The organism is Streptomyces aquilus (genome assembly GCF_003955715.1).
GTDB lineage: Bacteria > Actinomycetota > Actinomycetes > Streptomycetales > Streptomycetaceae > Streptomyces > Streptomyces aquilus.
The window spans coordinates 6907985-6926455 of the sequence record NZ_CP034463.1; the positions used below are offsets into that span (position 1 = coordinate 6907985).

Annotated in this window: 16 protein-coding genes and 2 tRNA genes; 12 read left to right on the plus strand and 6 right to left on the minus strand. The window is 70.6% G+C overall.

The genetic code is table 11. From position 1 onward, the window contains the following. Nucleotides 1-7: 7 nt before the first annotated feature. From EJC51_RS31970 to EJC51_RS31985, 4 genes are all read left to right on the plus strand, one after another. The gene (locus tag EJC51_RS31970) at nucleotides 8-604 is read left to right on the plus strand and encodes a M48 metallopeptidase family protein (protein ID WP_126274242.1); all 597 of its coding nucleotides are present in this window, start codon (nucleotides 8-10) and stop codon (nucleotides 602-604) included. A gap of 127 nt (nucleotides 605-731) precedes the next feature. Beyond that, complete coding sequence (locus EJC51_RS31975) at nucleotides 732-2528, plus strand: TerD family protein (protein ID WP_126274243.1); 1797 nt, start codon at nucleotides 732-734, stop codon at nucleotides 2526-2528. A gap of 11 nt (nucleotides 2529-2539) precedes the next feature. Further along, nucleotides 2540-3220: an AIM24 family protein gene (locus EJC51_RS31980; protein ID WP_126274244.1), complete on the plus strand. Its 681-nt coding sequence runs from the start codon at nucleotides 2540-2542 to the stop codon at nucleotides 3218-3220. Nucleotides 3221-3237: 17 nt separating this feature from the next. Beyond that, nucleotides 3238-3993, plus strand: coding sequence for an AIM24 family protein (locus EJC51_RS31985; RefSeq protein WP_126274245.1), 756 nt, complete (start codon nucleotides 3238-3240; stop codon nucleotides 3991-3993). A gap of 52 nt (nucleotides 3994-4045) precedes the next feature. Here the strand turns inward: EJC51_RS31985 and EJC51_RS31990 are convergent, their stop codons facing one another. Then, entirely contained in the window at nucleotides 4046-4567 is a 522-nt protein-coding gene (locus tag EJC51_RS31990; RefSeq protein WP_126274246.1) for an NUDIX hydrolase, read from the minus strand. After that, entirely contained in the window at nucleotides 4564-6000 is a 1437-nt protein-coding gene (locus EJC51_RS31995) for a zinc-dependent metalloprotease (protein WP_126274247.1), read from the minus strand. The genes EJC51_RS31990 and EJC51_RS31995 overlap by 4 nt, the downstream gene beginning before the upstream one ends. A gap of 190 nt (nucleotides 6001-6190) precedes the next feature. On the opposite strand from EJC51_RS31995, the gene EJC51_RS32000 reads away from it, so the two are divergent. The 4 genes from EJC51_RS32000 (at nucleotide 6191) to EJC51_RS32010 (ending at nucleotide 9352) form a co-directional block, all read left to right on the plus strand. Beyond that, nucleotides 6191-7303, plus strand: coding sequence for an SDR family oxidoreductase (locus EJC51_RS32000; protein WP_126274248.1), 1113 nt, complete (start codon nucleotides 6191-6193; stop codon nucleotides 7301-7303). A 94-nt stretch (nucleotides 7304-7397) separates the two neighbouring features. Next, nucleotides 7398-7856 (plus strand): molybdenum cofactor biosynthesis protein MoaE, encoded by a 459-nt coding sequence (locus EJC51_RS32005; RefSeq protein ID WP_126274249.1) that lies wholly within the window; start codon nucleotides 7398-7400, stop codon nucleotides 7854-7856. Nucleotides 7857-8095: 239 nt separating this feature from the next. After that, a complete protein-coding gene (locus EJC51_RS49235; protein ID WP_279631453.1) occupies nucleotides 8096-8218 on the plus strand; it encodes a hypothetical protein in 123 nt (40 codons plus the stop codon). A 36-nt stretch (nucleotides 8219-8254) separates the two neighbouring features. Further along, the gene (locus EJC51_RS32010; RefSeq protein WP_126274250.1) at nucleotides 8255-9352 is read left to right on the plus strand and encodes a YlbL family protein; all 1098 of its coding nucleotides are present in this window, start codon (nucleotides 8255-8257) and stop codon (nucleotides 9350-9352) included. A gap of 77 nt (nucleotides 9353-9429) precedes the next feature. Here EJC51_RS32010 and EJC51_RS32015 read toward each other — a convergent pair whose 3' ends face one another. Beyond that, nucleotides 9430-9972, minus strand: coding sequence for a PPA1309 family protein (locus tag EJC51_RS32015; protein WP_126274251.1), 543 nt, complete (start codon nucleotides 9970-9972; stop codon nucleotides 9430-9432). A 163-nt stretch (nucleotides 9973-10135) separates the two neighbouring features. Between EJC51_RS32015 and EJC51_RS32020 the strand changes: the two genes are divergently transcribed. From EJC51_RS32020 to EJC51_RS32035, 4 genes are all read left to right on the plus strand, one after another. After that, on the plus strand, nucleotides 10136-13090 hold the full coding sequence (locus EJC51_RS32020) for a UPF0182 family membrane protein (protein WP_126277208.1): 2955 nt from the start codon (nucleotides 10136-10138) through the stop codon (nucleotides 13088-13090). Between the two features lie 55 nt (nucleotides 13091-13145). After that, a tRNA-Met gene (locus tag EJC51_RS32025) sits at nucleotides 13146-13219 on the plus strand. 217 nt (nucleotides 13220-13436) lie between these two features. Continuing rightward, a complete protein-coding gene (locus EJC51_RS32030) occupies nucleotides 13437-15251 on the plus strand; it encodes a TPR domain-containing protein (protein ID WP_126274252.1) in 1815 nt (604 codons plus the stop codon). 155 nt (nucleotides 15252-15406) lie between these two features. Beyond that, nucleotides 15407-15480, plus strand: a tRNA-Met gene (locus EJC51_RS32035). Between the two features lie 49 nt (nucleotides 15481-15529). On the opposite strand, the gene EJC51_RS32040 is transcribed toward EJC51_RS32035, so the two are convergent. Genes EJC51_RS32040 through EJC51_RS32050 form a run of 3 tightly spaced genes read right to left on the minus strand, consistent with a single transcriptional unit; the run spans nucleotide 15530 to nucleotide 18413 of the window. Then, nucleotides 15530-16672: an ABC transporter substrate-binding protein gene (locus EJC51_RS32040; protein ID WP_126274253.1), complete on the minus strand. Its 1143-nt coding sequence runs from the start codon at nucleotides 16670-16672 to the stop codon at nucleotides 15530-15532. Next, nucleotides 16669-17529 carry an ABC transporter permease gene (locus tag EJC51_RS32045; protein WP_126274254.1) on the minus strand — a complete coding sequence of 287 codons (861 nt, stop codon included), beginning with the start codon at nucleotides 17527-17529 and terminating at the stop codon, nucleotides 16669-16671. The genes EJC51_RS32040 and EJC51_RS32045 overlap by 4 nt, the downstream gene beginning before the upstream one ends. Continuing rightward, complete coding sequence (locus EJC51_RS32050) at nucleotides 17526-18413, minus strand: ABC transporter ATP-binding protein (RefSeq protein WP_126274255.1); 888 nt, start codon at nucleotides 18411-18413, stop codon at nucleotides 17526-17528. Before EJC51_RS32050 ends, EJC51_RS32045 begins: the two co-directional genes overlap by 4 nt. Between the last annotated feature and the right edge of the window lie 58 nt (nucleotides 18414-18471).

Genomic DNA, 18471 nt, shown 5'->3' on the forward strand with positions numbered 1-18471 from the left:
TCGGGGCGTGTCCGCCGACCCACTGCACCGTGCCGGTACACCACAGCGCAGCACGACGAGCCAGCCGCCGAGCGGCTCCGGGGCGACCGCGATCGAGGTGCGCAGGAGCGCCCGTCGACGCCGGACGGTCTCCGCGTACCGCGAGGGCGATCGCACCATCGTGCTGATCCCTGCCCGGATGTCCGAGGCGGAGGAGCAACGCTGGGTGAGCGTCATGCTCGACAAACTCGCCGCCCAGGAGAGCAAGCGGGTGCTCGGCGACGCCGAGCTGGCCGAGCGTGCCGAGCGGTTGTCGGCGCAGTACTTCGGCGGCCGAGCCAGGCCCAAGTCGGTGCGTTGGGTCACCAACCAGAACACGCGCTGGGGCTCGTGCACCCCCTCCGAGGGCAGCATCCGTCTCTCGCACCGGCTCCAGGGCATGCCCGAGTACGTCGTCGACTACGTCCTGCTCCACGAGCTGGCGCATCTGCTGGTGCCGGGACACGGGCCGCGTTTCTGGCGGCTGCTGGAGGCGTACCCGCGGACCGAGCGGGCCCGGGGTTACCTCGAAGGGGTGGTGGCCGCCGAGCGGCTGCCGCATGTGCCGGGCGCGCGCGGGGACTGATCCGCGTCCCTGAGCGTGCCCGGGCGAGGGATTGTGTACCGGGTCTGTACCGACTTCGTCCGTTCCTGGAGTTTGCCGTTAGCCTGACGCGACGCACTCGCATTTGGATGGGGGACGGTCGTTACGCATGGCCAGGGAATTCCAACGCGGCCACAAGGCCAAGGTCAGTGACCTCACCGCGGGCACCGATCTGTACGTAGGCGTGCAGATCACCGGGCCCGGACTGAGCTTCGACATCAGCTGCTTCGGCCTCGACGCCGAGGAACGGCTCTCGGACGACCGGTACTTCGTCTTCTTCAACCAGCCGAAGTCCCCCGAGGAGTCCATTCAGCTCCTGGGCGCCCAGGCGGGCGACACGGAGTCCTTCCGGGTCACCCTCGACCGGATCCCGGCGCAGATCCAGAAGCTGTCGTTCACCGCGACGATCGACGGCGCCGGGCAGATGTCGCAGGTCGCCCCCGGCTACCTGCGGATCGTGGCGGGCGGCGAGGAGGTTGCCCGCTACTCCTTCAACGGCTCGGAGTTCTCCACCGAACGCGCCGTGATGCTGGGCGACCTCTACCTGAAGGACGTCTGGCGCTTCGCCGCGGTCGGACAGGGCTTCGACGGCGGTCTGGAAGCGCTGCTGAAGAACTTCGGCGGCGAGGTGCTGGAGGAGGAGGCCCCCGCGGCCCCCGCCCCCGCGGCCCCCGCCCCGCAGCAGCCGCAGCCCGGTGCCGCGCCCGGATTCGCCCCGCCGCCGCAGGCCGCCGCCCCGCCCGCGTTCGGCGCCCCGGCCCCGGCCCCGCAGCCCGCACACAGCTTCGCGCCGCCGCCCGGAGCGACCCCGCCCCCGGCGCCCGCCCCGGCCCCGCAGCCGGCGCAGGGATACGCGCCCCCACCGGGCGCCACCCCGCCCCCGGCACCCGCGCCGAATGTGCACGCCCAGCCCACCATCGTCGCGCCCATGGCCCCGCCCGGCGGCGCCCCGGTGCCGCCCCCGCCGCCCGCGCCCGCCGCGCCCTACGGCCAGCCGCCGCAGCAGCAGCCGTACGGCCAGGGCGCCCCCGGCCAGACCGCCCCGCTGCCCCCCGGCTACGGCGGCCAGCCGCAGGCCCCGATGGCCCCGCACGCCCCGGCCCCGCCTCCTGGTTACGGCCAGCCGACTCCGCCCCCCGGCTACGGCCAGCCGACTCCGCCCCCCGGCTACGGCCAGCAGCCCCCGTACGGCCAGGTCCCGGGCCAGCAGGCCCCCTACGGAGCACCGCAGGGTGCGCCCCAGGCGCCCGGAGTCGCCGCCGCGCTCCAGCAGTTCAAGGAGACGCCGACCGGGCAGCGCTGGACGCAGCAGAACAAGAAGATGGTCCGCGTCGACCTCGGCATCGGCGGCCAGCCGGTGCTCGCCCGGCAGGGCAGCATGGTGCTCTACCAGGGCAAGGTCGACTTCAGCTACAAGGGCGCGGGCTTCGCCGGCCGGATCGTGGGCAACGCGACCGGCCAGGAGATGCAGCTGATGCGCTGCACCGGCCAGGGACAGGTGTTCCTCGCCGAGAACTCCACGATGCTCCACCCGATCGAACTCCAGGGCGACGGCATCTGCGTCTCCGCCGAGAACGTCCTCGCCTTCGACGAGGGCCTCCAGTACGAGGTCCGCCGCATCGAGGGCCACGGCATCCCCGGCGGCGCGCTGTTCACGATGCAGTTCACCGGCACCGGCACGATCGTCGTGAAGACCCACGGCACGCCCGTGGTCCTCCCGGTCACGCCCACGACGTTCGCCGACGCCAACGCCGTGGTCGCCTGGTCGTCCGCCGCCCAGGTGGTCGTCTCCAGCCAGGTGCGGATGCGCCGCAACGCCTACCCCGGCGACACCGGAGAGAGCGTCAACCTCCAGTTCCGGGCCGCTCCCGGCAACTTCATCGTCGTCCAGCCGTACGAGATCTGAGGGAGCCCGTCATGAACCAGCCGCTCGCGGGCTTCGCCCCCGCACCCGTCACCGCCCGCATGGAGAACCACGGCAACCACATGCTGAAGGTCGCCATGCAGACCGGGAACGACCTCTTCGCGCGCGTGGGCTCGATGGTCGCCTACGAGGGCTTCGTCCAGTACGAGCCCAACCCGCCCGCCGTCCGTCAGATCGCCAAGGACTGGCTGACCGGCGAGGGCGCGCCCCTGATGAAGTGCTCCGGCGACGGACTGCTCTACCTCGCCGACTACGGCGCCAATGTCGTCGTCATCAACCTCAACGGCGACGGCATCTCCGTCAACGCCACCAACCTGCTCGCCTTCGACGCGCACCTCCAGTGGGGCGTGGAGCGGGTCAAGGGGCTGGCCAAGTTCGCCGGCCAGGGCCTGTGGAACACCAAGATCTCCGGGCAGGGCTGGGTCGCGCTGACCTCCCGGGGCAAGCCGATCGTCGTCGACTGCGGCGGTGGCGAGGACGAGACGTACGTCGACCCGGACGCGCTCGTCGCCTGGTCGCCGAACCTCAAGGTCAAGGGCAAGCGCAGCTTCAAGGCGCAGTCGCTCATCGGCCGGGGCAGCGGCGAGGCCTACCAGATGGCCTTCTCCGGCCAGGGCATCGTCGTCGTCCAGCCCAGCGAGGACAGCACCGACCGTCTCCGGGTCCGGGGCTGAGGGGGAGCCAGAAAGTCATGCAAAGCTCACTTTTCGCGCACAACGACTCGCAGACCCAGGAACGCTGGAGCCTGCAGAACAAGCAGATGCTCCGGGTCGTTCTGGAGGGCCAAGACGACATCCTCGCCCGCAAGGGCACGATGGTCGCCTACCAGGGGCTGATGGAGTTCGACGCCGAGTACCAGTCCAACCAGCAGGGACGCGCGCGTGCGCACACCGGCGAGGGCCTGGACCTCATGCGCTGCCACGGGCAGGGCACGGTCTACCTCGCCAACCTCAAGCAGCACGTGCACCTGGTGGACGTGGAGCAGGACGGCCTCACCGTCGACAGCTCCTACGTCCTCGCCATGGACTCCTCGCTGCACCACGAGGTCATCGCCGTCGACAGCCTCTACGGCATCTCCGGCTCCGGGAAGTACCAGCTCAACATCACCGGCCGCGGCAAGGTCGCCCTCATGACCTCCGGCATGCCGCTGATGATGCAGGTCACCCCGGACAAGTACGTCAACTGCGACGCCGACGCGATCGTCGCCTGGTCGACCTCGCTGCGTGTCCAGATGCAGGCCCAGACGCATTCCTCCGGCGTCTGGCGGCGCCGCGGCAACACCGGTGAGGGCTGGGAGCTCAGCTTCATGGGCAGCGGTTACGCGATCGTCCAGCCCAGCGAGCTGCTGCCGCCGCAGAACGCCCAGATCGGGTCCGGCCTCGCCGCCCAGTACGGGATGGGGCAGCAGGGGGCCCGCGCTCAGAACCAGGGCAACGTCTGGAGCTGACCGAACCTGACAAGTAAGGGGCGACCACCATGGGCGGTCGCCCCTTACACATTCACAGTCTGGCGAGGGCCCCTTGCAGCAGTCGTACGACGGAGTCGTCCGCCACGTCCGCCACCTCGTCGTACGCGAACCAGCGCAGGTCCAGGGACTCGTCGCTGATCGCCGCGGCTGCCCCGGCCGGAGCCAGGGCCGCGTACTGGACGTCGAAGTGCCAGTGGCAGGGCGCCGGGATGGGGTGCCGGTCCAGCGCGACCGGGCCGCCCGGCAGCAGCGTCAGGCCCTCGATGCCGGACTCCTCGGTCGCCTCGCGCAGCGCCGCGGCGGCCACCGTGGCGTCGCCCGGCTCGCAGTGGCCGCCCATCTGGAGCCACATCCGCAACTTCTTGTGAAGGGTGAGCAGCACGCGCCCGCGTGACGGGTCGATCACCAGCGCGCTCGCCGTGATGTGCCCGTCCCCGCAGGCCTTCCACATGCCGTCCGGGTGGGACGCCAGGTGGTCGAGGTACGTCTGGCGCAGGTCGGCCTGGTCCTCGTAGCCCTTCAGCACGAGGACCGCGTCGTCGTACAGGCTCACTCGGTGTCGTCGCCCTTGTCCTCGTCCTTCTTCTTCAGGTCGGGCTTCTCCGCGGCCTCGCCGAGCATCTTGTCCAGCTCGGAGAAGTCCAGCTGCTCGCGGTGCACGAAGCCGTCCGGGTCGTCCAGGTCGGAGGCGGTCGGCAGCATGTCCGGGTGGGCCCACAGGCCGTCCCGGCCGTCGACACCGCGCGCGTCCGTGAGCGAGGCCCACAGGCGGGAGGCGTCCCGCAGCCGGCGCGGGCGCAGCTCCAGGCCGATCAGCGTGGCGAACGTCTGCTCGGCCGGGCCGCCGGAGGCGCGACGGCGGCGCAGCGTCTCGCGCAGCGCGTCCGCGGACGACAGACGGGGCTTCGCGGCCGCGTGGACCACCGCGTCGACCCAGCCCTCCACGAGAGCCAGAGCCGTCTCCAGACGGGCCAGGGCCGCCTTCTGCTCCGGGGTGTCCTCCGGCTGGAACATGCCCTGCTGCAACGCGTCCTGAAGCTGCTCGGGGTTCTGCGGGTCGAACTGGCCGACCACGTCCTCCAGCTTGGCGGTGTCGACCTTGATCCCGCGCGCGTAGCCGTCGACCGCGCCGAACAGATGCGAGCGCAGCCACGGCACATGCGCGAAGAGACGCTGGTGGGCGGCCTCGCGCAGGGCGAGATACAGCCGCACCTCGTCCTTGGGGACGCCCAGGTCCTTGCCGAACGCCTCCACGTTCACCGGCAGCAGCGCGGCCTTGCCGGCCGGGCCGAGCGGCAGGCCGATGTCGGTCGAGCCGACGACCTCGCCCGCGAGCACGCCGACGGCCTGCCCGATCTGCGTGCCGAACATGGCGCCGCCCATCGAGCGCATCATGCCGATCAGCGGGCCGGCCATGGCCTGCATCTCCTCCGGCAGGACGTCGCCCATGGCGGTGCCGACACGCTCGGCGACCGGGTCGACGAGCTCCTTCCACGCGGGCAGGGTCGCCTCGACCCACTCCGCGCGGGACCAGGCCACGGCGGAGCCCGCGCCGGACGGCAGGGACGTGGCGTCGTCGAGCCACAGGTCGGCCAGGCGGACGGCCTCCTGGACCGCGGTGCGCTCGGCGGGGCCGACGCTCGCGTCCTTGGTGCCGTCAGCGGTGCCCTGGGCGACCGTCTGGCGGGCGATCTGCTTGGCCATGTCCCAGTTCACCGGGCCGCCCTCGTACGAGAGCATCTGGCCCAGCTGCTGGAACGCGGCGCCCAGGTCGTTGGGGTTCAGCGAACCGAACATGGCAGCGAACGGATTGTCGGCACCAGGACCGCCGGGGCCACCGAAGCCACCGGCTCCGGGCAGCCCGCCGAAACCGAACGGGTTGGCCGGGCCCTGACCACCACCGCTCTGCTGGTCCTTCTTCTTGCCCTCGTCGCCGTCTTCCGGCTCCTCCGGCGGAAGGCCGAATCCGAATGGGGTGTCACTCACGGGATTCCTCGGCTGGTAAGGCCACCGGTGTCCCGGCGGCGCGACTGCCCGATAACACCACCCAGCGTAGACACCGCCGGCGGTTCGGGCCTCGGTGCTCCGCCGACTCGCGGCCTGCGGCAGGATGGATGCCACCTGGTACGTACGCGTCACTCGCGCTCGTACTGAAGACAACCGCTGGAGACGCCCGGTGAGTTCCCCTGATCCACAGGTTCGCGCAGCGCGAAACCAGTCAACCAATCCCGGTGTACGCGGGCCCGTCGTCGCCGTGACCGGTGCGGCGGCCGGCATCGGCGCGCTGCTCACCGAGCGGCTCGCCGCCTCGGACGAGATCAAGCAGGTCATCGCCATCGACGAGCGGCGCGGCGAGTGCGCCGCGGCACAGTGGCACATCCTCGACGTGCGGGACCCGGCGATCGCGGACAAGCTGCGCGGCGCGGACGTGGTCGTGCATCTGGCGCTGGACCTGGACCTGGAGACGGACGCGGCCGCCCGTACGGCGTACAACGTGCGGGGGACGCAGACCGTGCTGACCGCCGCCGCGGCGGCCGGGGTGCACCGGGTCGTGCTGTGCACGTCCGCCATGGTCTACGGGGCGCTGGACGACAACGAGCTGCCCCTGTCGGAGGACGCCGAGCTGCGGGCGACCGCGGAGGCGACCGGCGTCGGGGACCTGCTGGAGATCGAGCGGCTCGCGCGCAGGGCGCCTCGGGCGCACCCCGGACTCAATGTCACCGTGGTGCGGCCGGCCGTGCTGGTGGGGGGCACCGACACCGCGCTGACCAGGTATTTCGAGTCGCCTCGGCTGCTTGTCGTGGCCGGGTCGCGGCCTGCCTGGCAGTTCTGCCATGTCGAGGACCTGTGCAGCGCTCTGGAGTACGCCGTTCTGGAGAAGGTCGAGGGCGAGCTCGCCGTCAGCTGTGACGGGTGGCTGGAGCAGGAGGAGGTCGAGGAGCTCAGCGGGATCCGGCGCATGGAGCTGCCGTCGGCGGTCGCGCTGGGTGCGGCTGCCCGGCTGCACCGGATCGGGCTGACACCGTCCCCGGCGGGGGACCTCGCCTACACGATGTACCCCTGGGTGGTCAGCGGGAGTCGGTTGCACGACGCCGGGTGGCGGCCGCAGTGGACCAACGAGGAGGTTCTCGCGGAACTGCTGGAGGAGGTCTCCGGACGGCACACGGTGGCCGGGCGGCGGCTGGGCCGGAAGGACGCGACGGCCGCGGGCGCGGCGGGCGCGACGGTGGCGCTGCTGGGCGCGGCCGCCGTGGTGCGGCGGGCCCGCAAGGCGCGGCGCCGGATCTGAGGGCGGCCCCTGTAGAAGGCTCCAAAGCCGCACACGCGCGTGCCGGGCGATAGCGCTATTCCCCCTGTTCCGGCCCGTGAGGCACGATGGGGTCATGGGAACCACCTACGACCACCCCGGTGAGCAGGCCGCCGACGAGCCGATCAAGCTCCTCGCCATCCGTGAGACCCCCCTCTCCCTGGACGAGGTCTTCAAGGCTGTCGGGGACGACGCGGCCGGGGGCACGGCGCTGTTCGTGGGAACCGTGCGCAATCACGACGGGGGAGCGGACGTCGACCGGCTCGGGTACTCCTGCCACCCCAGCGCCGAGGCCGAGATGCGGCGGATCGCGGAGAAGGTCGTCGCGGAGTATCCGGTGCGGGCCCTGGCCGCGGTGCACCGGATCGGGGATCTGGCCGTGGGGGACCTCGCCGTCGTCGTCGCGGTCTCCTGTCCGCACCGGGGTGAGGCCTTCGAGGCCTGCCGGAAGCTGATCGACGACCTCAAGCACGAAGTGCCCATCTGGAAGCACCAGACGTTCGCCGACGGCACCGACGAATGGGTCGGCGCGTAGCGCCGTCGTTGAGGGGCGGTGGTCGGGTGACGGGAGGGCGGGTCGGCGCCTGCTGATCCGGACCCGCCCCGCCCGCTGACCCCGCTCATCCCACCTGCCACTCCCTCCAGTTGCGTAACCGCCCCCCGCACGTGAGCGTTGTCAGTGCGGATGGTTAATCTGCTGATCAGTCAGTTGCGGTCGCTCATCTGGGGTTGGAGGTCGGCATGGCGGCACTCGCCTGGTTGCTGATTCCGCTTGTGGCTGCGATCGGTGCCGGTGTGTGGGGAAGCTGGGCCAACCGCACCCGCAAGGTGCGCAGCGACGGGCCCGAGCTGGACGGGTACGCCCGGTTCCGCAGAGCCATGGAGAAGCAGCCCTGACGGGACGCTGACAGGGGCGTCCCGTACTGTCGTTCCATGCCACGCCGCACCGCGACGATGCTCGCCTCCACCCTGATGCTGATCGCGCTTCTCTGCGCGGGAGTCTTCATTCCCGTCCCCTACTCGGAGATGTCCCCGGGGCCGACGGTGAACACCCTGGGCGAGCACGACGGCGAGCCGGTGCTTCAGATCTCCGGGCGCAAGACGTACGCCACGAGCGGGCACCTCAACATGACCACCGTCCGGGTCACCAGCGCCGACTACAAGATGAACCTCGTCGAGGCCGTCTACGGCTGGCTTGCGCACGACAACAAGGTCGTGCCGCACGACACCCTCTACCCGGACGGCAAGACCGAGGAGCAGTCCACCCAGGAGAACGCCGAGGAGTTCAGCCAGTCCCAGGAGAGCGCCAAGGTCGCCGCCCTGAAGGAGCTGGACATCCCGGTGAAGTCCTTCGTGATCGTCGCCACGGTCGCCAAGGACTCCCCGTCCGAGGGCGTCCTGCACGCGGGTGACGTCATCAAGGCCGTCGACGGAACCGCCGTCAAGCAGCCCACCGACGTCGCCGACCTGGTCACCAAGCACAAGCCCGGCGAGAAGGTCACCTTCACCATCGTGCCCGCCAAGGAGCAGGCCGCCGCGGAGAAGGAGAACAAGACGGCGACGGAGACCGAGGACGTGACCATCACGACCAAGGAGTCCCACGACGAGCTCGAGAAGCGGGCCATCGTCGGCATCACCGCCGGGACCGACCACACCTTCCCGTTCACCATCGACATCAAGCTCGCCGACGTCGGCGGCCCGAGCGCCGGTCTGATGTTCTCCCTCGGCATCTACGACAAGCTCACCCCGGGCAGCCTCACCGGCGGCAAGTTCGTGGCCGGCACCGGGACCATCGACGACGACGGCAAGGTCGGCCCCATCGGCGGCATCGAGATGAAGACCGTCGGCGCCCGCAACAAGGGCGCGCAGTACTTCCTGACGCCCGCCGAGAACTGCGCCTCCGCCGCCAAGGACACTCCCGGCGGACTCACCCTGGTCAAGGTGCACACCATCGAGGACGCGCTCGGCGCCCTCAAGGACATCCGCACCGGAGACACCGCCGACCTCCCCAAATGCACCACCAAGGGCTGACGGCACCGGCACGCGCGCGTACGTGAACGAGGGCGCCCCCGCGGCCGGGGGCGCCCTCGTCGTCGTACCGGAGGACCTCAGTCCTCGAAAGTCGCCGACAGTGCCTCCGCCAGGCCCGGTACCAGGGCGCCGCCGGTGAGGACCTCCGTCGGGGAGTCCTTCTCGCGCAGGCGCAGGGCCGAGTCGCGGGTGCCGTCGCGCAGGACCGCGACCGTCATCCGGACCTCCTGGCGGTCGGGGTGCTTCGCGACCCACTGGGTGAGCTTCTTGTCGCTCAGGCCCTCCGGGACCTGAGCCTCGGCGGACGGCGGCAGCATCAGGCGCTCCACGGTCAGGGCGCAGCCGGCCACCGCGTCGGGCCAGGCGATGGTGCCGAGGAACTCGTCGAGCGGCTTGCCCGCCGGGATCTCCTCCTGCTCGATCGGGGTGAGACCGGAGGACTCCTGCTCGTCCTCCAGGCCGAGCTGGGCCGCGAGGGCAGGTTCCTGGACTCGCAGTCGCGCGGTGTCTACGAGGGCGAAGAGGCGAGCGGGCTGGTCCCAGCCGAGGCCGGAGACGTACTCGTCGATCTCGAGCACGGCCCGGGTCAGGGGGCTCGCTGCCATGGGGGTGTTGGACATGGTCACAATCCTGCCTCGTTCATGGCCGGAATCGGGAACCGAGTAAAGCGTGAGTAAGTTGCATAGGTGAGGGCCTACGATCACGAGGCCCACGTGCGGCCCGTGAACACGCGGGCCTGACGGACCAACAGCGAACTTCGAGGTGCGCACCTTGGCTTTCCAGATGCCGGACCGCGGCGGAGGCCCCACGGGGCCGCGGATGAGAGTGGGCCGCCCGTCCCGGCGTGTCCGGACCCTGCTCATGACGCTGGGCGTGCTTGCCGTGCTCGGCATGGCGTTCACCATGTTCGCCGGGTTCTGGACCGACTGGCTCTGGTACCGGTCGGTGCACTACTCGTCCGTGTTCACGACCACCCTGTGGACCAAGATCGGGCTGTTCTTCGTCTTCGGGCTGCTCATGGCCCTGGCGGTCGGGTTCAACATCTGGCTGGCACACCGGCTGCGGCCGCCGCTGAGCGCCATGTCGATGGAGCAGCAGAACCTCGACCGCTACCGCATGGGCATCGCGCCGTACAAGAGGTGGCTGCTGCTGGGGATCACCGCCCTGGTCGGCCTCATCGCCGGCGCCTCGGCGTCCAGTCAGTGGCGGACCTGGCTGATGTGGGTCAACGGCGTGTCCTTCCACGAGAAGGACCCGCAGTTCAAGCTCGACATCTCCTTCTACACCTTCGACCTCCCCTGGTACCGGTTCCTGCTGGGCTTCGGCTTCGCCGCCGCGATCCTTTCCGTGATCGCCGCCGCGCTGACCCACTACCTGTACGGCGGGCTGAGGATCACCTCCCCGGGCGCGCGCGCCACGGCCGCCGCGACCGGGCACCTGTCGGTGCTGCTCGGCATCTTCGTCGCCCTCAAGGCCGTGGCCTACTGGCTTGACCGGTACGGCCTCGCGGTGAAGTCCAGCGACTTCAAGGCGACCGACAACTGGACGGGTCTGAGGTACGTCGACGCCAACGCCTATCTGCCGGCCAAGACGATCCTGTTCTGCATCGCCGTCATCTGCGCCCTGCTGTTCTTCGCCACCCTGTGGCGGCGCACCTGGCAGCTGCCGGTCATCGGCTTCGGCCTGATGGTGCTCTCCGCGATCCTCATCGGCGGCCTGTACCCGGCCATCGTCCAGAAGTTCCAGGTCCAGCCGAACGAGCAGGCCAAGGAAGCGCCGTACGTCACGAAGAACCTCAAGGCGACCCGTGAGGCCTACGGCATCGACGACGCCCAGGTCAACGAGTACGAGGGCACGTCGAAGACGCAGGACAAGACCAAGCTGCGCGACGACGTCGGCGACGCGGCCAGCATCCGTGTCGTCGACCCGAACGTCGTCTCCCCGACGTTCCAGCAGCTCCAGCAGATCAGGAACTACTACGCGTTCCCGACCAACCTGGACGTCGACCGCTACAGCAAGGACGGCAAGGACCAGGACACGGTCATCGGTCTGCGTGAGCTGAACCTCAACGGCATTCCGAAGAACAACTGGATCAACGACCACTTCCGCTACACCCACGGCTACGGCGTGGTCGCCGCCAAGGGCACCGACGCCGACTCCGAGGGCCGCCCGGTCTTCACCGAGTCCAACCTGCCCTCGCAGGGCGACCTCGGCACGTACGAGCAGCGCGTCTACTACGGCGAGAAGACCACGGAGTACTCGATCGTCGGCGGTCCCCAGAAGGAGATCGACTACTCCGACGACAACGGCGAGAAGACCTTCAGCTACACCGGCAAGAGCGGGGTCAACCTCTCCAACCCGATCAACCGGGCCGCGTACGCGGTGGCGTTCAGCGAGCCGCAGATCCTCTACTCCGGCGCGATCGGCGAGGGCTCGCGGATTCTGTACAACCGCACGCCGAAGGAGCGCGTCGAGGCGGTCGCCCCCTGGCTGACCATCGACGGCGACGCCTACCCGGCGGTCGTCGACGGCAAGATCCAGTGGATCGTCGACGCGTACACGACGACGAACGGCTACCCGTACTCCTCGCGTACGACCCTCGGTGACACCACGGCCGACTCGCTGACCGCGACGAACAACTCGCGCGCGGTGGTGGCCCAGCAGAACCAGGTCAACTACATCCGCAACTCGGTGAAGGCGACCGTCGACGCGTACACCGGCCAGGTCAAGCTCTACCAGTGGGACACCAAGGACCCGGTCCTGAAGACCTGGATGAAGGCGTTCCCGGGCACGGTGAAGGACAAGAGCGAGATCTCGCAGTCGCTCATGGCCCATCTGCGCTACCCGCAGGACCTGTTCAAGGTCCAGCGCGAGCTGCTCAGCCGGTACCACGTGAAGGACGCGACGACGTTCCTGTCCGGCTCCGAGGTCTGGCAGGTGCCGGACGACCCGACCAACACCTCGGGCGACGCGGTGCCGCCGTACTACCTGAGCATGAAGATGCCCGACCAGAAGGCGCAGGCGTTCTCGCTCACGACGACGTTCACGCCCAACGGCCGGGACAACCTCAGCGCGTTCATGGCGGTCGACGCCGAGGCGGGCACCAGCGACTACGGCAAGATCAGAATCCTGAAACTGCCGACGAACACCACCGTCCAGGGACCCAAACAGGTACAGAGCCAGTTCAACTCCGAGCAGAACATCGCCGAGACCATCAGCCTCCTCAACAGAGGCGACTCCAAGGTGGAGTACGGCAACCTGCTGACGGTGCCGCTCGACGGAGGACTGCTCTACGTGGAGCCGGTCTACGTACGCGGTGGTGGACTGAAGTACCCGCTGCTGCGCAAGGTGTTGGTGACCTACGGAGGCAACACCGCCTTCGAGGACACCCTCGACCAGGCGCTCAACAAGGTCTTCGGAGCCGAGGGCGGGACCACCTCGCCACCGGAGGACGACGGCGGGGGCACCACGAAGCCGCCCACATCCGGCAACCCGACGGTCCAACAGGCGCTGGACGACGCCCAGAAGGCCTTCGAGGCCGGCCAGGAAGCCCTGAAGAAGGGCGACTGGGAGGCGTACGGCGTGGCGCAGAAGGATCTGGAGGACGCACTCCAGCGGGCTGAAGACGCGCAGTCCAAGGCGGACAAGACCACCCCGAAGCCCAGCGCGAGTCCGAGTTCCAAGCCGAGTTCCAAGCCGAGCTCCAGTCCGAGTCCGAGCAGCAGTCCCAGCGGCTGATCAACAGCTGATCGAATGGCCGCCCCCGCGCCGTGATACGGTTGCAGCACAACGGCGCGGGGTGGAGCAGCTCGGTAGCTCGCTGGGCTCATAACCCAGAGGTCGCAGGTTCAAATCCTGTCCCCGCTACTGAAACGAAGGCCCGGATCCTGATCAAGGATCCGGGCCTTCGTGATGTGCGAACGGTCTACGAACGCGTGTGCCGGAGGAAGTGATGGACGTGCCGCCGTGGGGAGTTGGGGGAACTGTGTTTGACTTGTCTCTCTGTGGGCATGTCGACAAAACGCTGAAGTGACCTCACTGGCTGCGGTATACCAGGTGTACCCAGGTTGCAGGTGGTGCGACGATGGATGTTATGGGGGACAAGGCAACTCTGTACGAGACAGGGCGATTTGTGCAGCCCTCCGGCCGTGACGGGGCGGTCGAGGGCGCTGAAGAGGCTGCTGAGGAAGTACGTCAGCGACTCGCCGCCGAAGCCGGCGACGTCGAGGCGATGAGCGTCCTCGGGGCCATGCTGCTGCGCCGCGGTGATCTCGACGGAGCCGAACCCCAACTGCGTGCCGCCACCGCAGCCGGTGACCGCGCCGCCGCCAACAACCTGGGTGTCCTTCTCCATCAGCGTGGCTACGCCGACGAAGCGGCCGGCTGGTGGCGGATCGCCGCCGTCGCCGGCTCCGCCGCGGCCGCGCACGCGCTCGGCCGCCACCATCGCGAGCGGGGCGACGAACCCGCCGCCGAGTACTGGCTGCGGCAGTCCGCCGAACAGGGCCACGCGCTGGGCGCGTACGCGCTCGCCGACCTGCTGGAGCACCGCGGGGACGCCGGAGCCGACCGGTGGATGCGGGCCGCGGCCGAGCGGGGGCACCGCGAGGCGGCGTACCGGCTCGCGCGCGCGCTCGATCGACAGGCGACGGACGAGGGCGACGACGGGGCTGACAACGGTGTCGCGCAGGCCGCGGAGGCCGAGCAGTGGTACCGGCAGGCCGCCGCCCGCGGACACCAGCGGGCCGCGCTGTACCTCGGCGCGATCCTGGAGAAGCGCGGCGAGCTCAAGGAGGCCGGGCGCTGGTACCTGACCTCCGCCAAGGACGGCGAGGCCCGGGCCGCCTGCGCGCTCGGGTTCCTGCTGCGCGACGCCGGGGACACCGAGAGCGCCGCCGTGTGGTGGCTGCGGGCCGCGCAGGACGGCGACGGCAACGCCGCCAACGCGCTGGGCGCGCTGCACGCCGAGCGGGGCGAGACGCAGACCGCCGAGCGCTGGTACCGCGCCGCGATGGACGCCGGGGACGTGAACGGCGCGTACAACCTCGGGCTGCTCTGCGCCGAGCAGGGGCGGACCGCGCAGGCCGAGCAGTGGTACCGGCGGGCCGCGTACGCCGGGCACCGCGAGGCGGCGAACGCGCTCGCGATCCTGCTGCTCCAGGTCGGGGACGCGACCGGGGCCGAGCCGTGGTTCTCCAAGGCGGCCGAGGCCGGGAGCGTGGACGCCGCGTTCAACCTCGGCATCCTCTTCGCCGGGCGGGGCGAGGAGGCGGTGGCGCTGCGGTGGTACGAGCGGGCCGCCGCCGCCGGGCACACCGAGGCCGCGCTCCAGGTCGGGATCGCCCGGCTGTGGGACGGGGACGAGCCGGAGGCCGAGCGGCATCTGCGCTGCGCCGCGGGCGGCGGCAGCGCGGAGGCGGCGTACCGGCTGGCGACCGTGCTGGACGCGCGGCGGCCGCCCGCGCCGGCCCACGAGCTGGGGGAGTCCGTGCACCTGACCAAGAGCGAGTGCGAGGAGTGGTACGAGCGGGCGGCCTCTCAGGGGCATCGGCGGGCGCAGGTGCGGGTGGGGATGCTCGCGGCGGCCCGGGGCGATGTCGTGGAGGCGGCGCGGTGGTACCGGGAGGCGGCGGAGGCCGGCTCGCGCAACGGGGCGTTCAATCTGGGGCTGCTGCTGGCCCGGGAGGGGAGCGAGCCGGAGGCCGCCGTGTGGTGGACCCGGGCCGCTGACGCCGGGCACGGGCGGGCGGCGTTGCGGTTGGCCCTGGTCTACGCGCGTCGGGGCGAGCTGGCGGAGGGGCAGCGGTGGGCTGACCGGGCCGTGTCGCTGGGGCCGGGGGAGGTTGCCGAGCGGGCGGCTAGATTGCGGGACGCTCTGCGGGAGGAGCTGTCTGCGTGACCGTGCGGTGCGGTGGCTGCCGCCCGGGCTTGCGGGGTGCCGCTGCGCCCACCCGTGCCGCCCGGCGGCACGACTGCCCGCAGCTGGGCAGGCTGGGGCGGCAGGGTACTGATTTGCCTCTGCTCTCTTCCTTGACGTAGTGTTCAGTTCATCGACGCGGGGTGGAGCAGCTCGGTAGCTCGCTGGGCTCATAACCCAGAGGTCGCAGGTTCAAATCCTGTCCCCGCTACTGAAGGCCGAGGGCCGGAATCCGAAAGGGTTCCGGCCCTCGGTGTATTTCACGGGGTGTGGCCCACCGCTTCTTCGTACAGGGACCGGTCCACCGTCCGCGACTCGGGCAGCGCCTCGCCCTCCAGCACGCCCTGGGCCCGGTACGCCGCCTGTAGCCGGTCCGTCGTGCCCTTGCGGATCTCCCAGTCCATGCGGAGGGGCGGGGTGGATTCCAGGATTGCGCGGTCCGTCTTCAGGAGCTTCGCCAGGTATGTGACGAACGCCTCGTCGTGCTTGTAGTCCGTGGCGAAGTACGAGTTCACCGTGCGGATGTACGCCCGCAGCACCGCCACCCCCGCGTCCACGTCGTCCTGGAGCAGGCTGCGGCCGTAGAGCATGCCGCCCAGGGGCTCGCCCGCGGGCTGGCCGCCGAGGAAGGCGTAGCCGGGCTTGTCGTCGACCTTGCGCCACACCGGGTCGAGGAGCCAGGCGGAGTCGACGCCGCCGTTCTGGAGGGCGGTGAGGACGTCGGCGGAGCCGAGCTGCTGGTAGGTGATCTTGTCGAGGGCGCCGCCGTGCCGCTCCAGGGCCTTCTCCATGGGGTACGCGATGACGGAACCCTTGCCGATCATCGTGCCGAGCTTGCGGCCCGCCATGGATACGGTGCTCGCTGTCTCGCCGTCCTTCAGGCGGACCCACAGGCCGCTCTTGGACTCCGGGTCGGGTGAGAAGTTCCCCGCGACCCACTTGATGTCGAAGCCGCCCCGGATGCCGTTCATCACGGCCGCCTCGGGCGCCGCCCAGACCGCGTCGATGTCGCCCTTGGCGAGCAGCGGGAGCGCGTCCGGCGTGGGGAGGACCTTCAGGGTGACGTCCAGGCCCTCCTTCTTGAACTCGCCCTTGTCGAGGGCCACTTGCAGCGGCGCCACGTACTCCGCGCTCAGCGTGCCCGTCGCGATGGTCACCTTGCGCGGCTCGGCCAGCGGCTGTGCGGGCGGCGCGCCCTGCTGGCAGCGGGCCGGTTCCCGGGTCGGGGAGAGGTCGGCGGGGTCCGTCCACGCCGTGTCACCGCAGCCCTCCACCGGGCTGATCGTGCGGTCGCCCGCGTTGGTCTTCGGCTGCGTGTCGGAGTCGTACGGCGATCCGCCGCAGGCGGACACCGTCAGGAGTACGGCAGTCGCGGCGGCCAGCGCGCAGGTGTGCTTCCTCATGACTGCCCCCGTCCTCGGTCGCGCGGCGCCCAGGGGGTGAGCAACCGGCCCACCACCCGTACCAGTTCGGAGAAGACGACACCGAGCACGGCCACGCACACGATGCCCACGAACATCACGTCGTTCTGGAACAGCGCCCGTGAGTCGAAGATCAGATGGCCCAGGCCGTTCGTCGCCGCGATCTGCTCCGAGGCGACGATCACCAGGACCGCCACGCCCGCCGCGATCCGCGCGCCCACCAGGACGGCCGGGAGCGAGGCGGGGAGCAGGACATGGCGGAACATCTGCCAGGGGGAGGCGCCGAAGACCTGGCCGGCGTCGCGGTGGCCGGAGGGGATCGCCATGACCGCGGACATCGTCGAGATCCACACGAAGAAGAAGACGGTCGTCGCCACCAGGGCGACCTGCGGGCCCTCGCCGAGGCCGAACATGTTCAGGAAGACCGGGAGCAGGGCGAGTTTCGGGACCACGTACAGGGCGTCCAGGAGGGGTTCGAGGGCCGCCCGGACCAGGGAGAGGGAGCCCATCAGGAGGCCCAGCAGATAGCCCGCCGCCGTGCCCAGCGCGTAGCCGGCGAGGACGCGTTTCAGGGTGGCCCACACGTCCGGCCACAGGTCGCCCGCCGCCGCCCGGTCCCAGCCGTCCGCGAAGATCGTGGACGGGGCCGGGTACACGCGGGCGTCGATCCAGGCCTGGTCCGCGGCCAGTTGCCACAGGAGGACGAGGGCGAGGGGGACGGCCGCCGCCAGGGACAGTTCCACGGCCCTGCGGCGGCGGTGGGTTCGTACGGGATGGAGCTCCCGCGGGCCCGGGGCCCGGACGAGTACCGACTCACGGTCGGGGGCGAGCGTCGTCATGCCGGAACCGCCTCCTTGCGCAGCAGGTCCCACAACTCGCTCTTCAGGGACGTGAAGTCGGGGGTGTCGCGGATGTCGCCGGTGCGCGGGCGGGGGAACGGCGGGCGGTGCTCGGCGATGACGCGGCCCGGGCGGGCGGACATGACCAGGACGCGGTCGCCGAGGACGATCGCCTCCTCCAGGCTGTGCGTGATGAACAGGGTGGTCGTGCGCAGCGCTTGGGTGAGCTCCAGCAGCTCGTCCTGGAGGATGACGCGGAGTTGGGCGTCGAGGGCCGCGAACGGCTCGTCCATCAGCAGCAGTTCGGGCTCCACGGCCAGCGCCCTGGCGATCGCCACGCGCTGCCGCATGCCGCCCGACAGCGTGGCCGGGTAGGCGTCGGCGAAGTCGGCCAGGCCCAGGCGGGCCAGCCAGGAGTCGGCGCGGGCGTTCGCCTCCCGGCGCGGGACGCGTTGGACGTCGAGGCCGAAGCGGACGTTGGCGCGGACCGTCTTCCAGTCGTAGATGCCGTAGTCCTGGAAGATCATGGCGGCCGGGCGGGGCGTGGAGGTGCGGATCTCCAGGGTGCCCGTGCTCGGGCGCAGCAGGCCCGCGGCGATGCGCAGCAGCGTCGACTTGCCGCAGCCCGAGGGGCCGACCAGGCAGACGAACTCGCCGGGGGCCACGGTGAGGTCCAGAGGGCCGAGGGCGTCGACCGTGCGCGGCGGGCGGCCGAAGGTGCGGGTGAGGGTGGTGGCGTGGAGTTTGGGATGCGGTGAGTGCCCGTTCCGGGCGGTCGAGTGGAGTTCGGGATGCGGTGAGTGCCCGTTCCCGGCGGGCGCGTGGGGTTCGGGATGCGGTGAGGGCCGGTTCGCGGCGGTGGGTTCTGGGTGCGGATCTCCCACGGGTGCTCCTTGTGTGGCGCGGAGTGGGGGTGTCGCACGACGATATGACGGCCCGTCA

Excerpts from the sequence above, each read along its gene's own strand:
- EJC51_RS32045 (WP_126274254.1), bottom strand. The coding sequence starts at position 17,529 with ATGACGACGCTCGCCCCCGACCGTGAGTCGGTACTCGTCCGGGCCCCG.
- EJC51_RS32015 (WP_126274251.1), bottom strand. The coding sequence starts at position 9,972 with ATGTCCAACACCCCCATGGCAGCGAGCCCCCTGACCCGGGCCGTGCTC.
- EJC51_RS32005 (WP_126274249.1), top strand. The coding sequence starts at position 7,398 with ATGGGAACCACCTACGACCACCCCGGTGAGCAGGCCGCCGACGAGCCG.
- EJC51_RS31985 (WP_126274245.1), top strand. The coding sequence starts at position 3,238 with ATGCAAAGCTCACTTTTCGCGCACAACGACTCGCAGACCCAGGAACGC.
- EJC51_RS32010 (WP_126274250.1), top strand. The coding sequence starts at position 8,255 with ATGCCACGCCGCACCGCGACGATGCTCGCCTCCACCCTGATGCTGATC.
- EJC51_RS31975 (WP_126274243.1), top strand. The coding sequence starts at position 732 with ATGGCCAGGGAATTCCAACGCGGCCACAAGGCCAAGGTCAGTGACCTC.
- EJC51_RS32020 (WP_126277208.1), top strand. The coding sequence starts at position 10,136 with ATGCCGGACCGCGGCGGAGGCCCCACGGGGCCGCGGATGAGAGTGGGC.
- EJC51_RS31980 (WP_126274244.1), top strand. The coding sequence starts at position 2,540 with ATGAACCAGCCGCTCGCGGGCTTCGCCCCCGCACCCGTCACCGCCCGC.
- EJC51_RS32040 (WP_126274253.1), bottom strand. The coding sequence starts at position 16,672 with ATGAGGAAGCACACCTGCGCGCTGGCCGCCGCGACTGCCGTACTCCTG.
- EJC51_RS32030 (WP_126274252.1), top strand. The coding sequence starts at position 13,437 with ATGGATGTTATGGGGGACAAGGCAACTCTGTACGAGACAGGGCGATTT.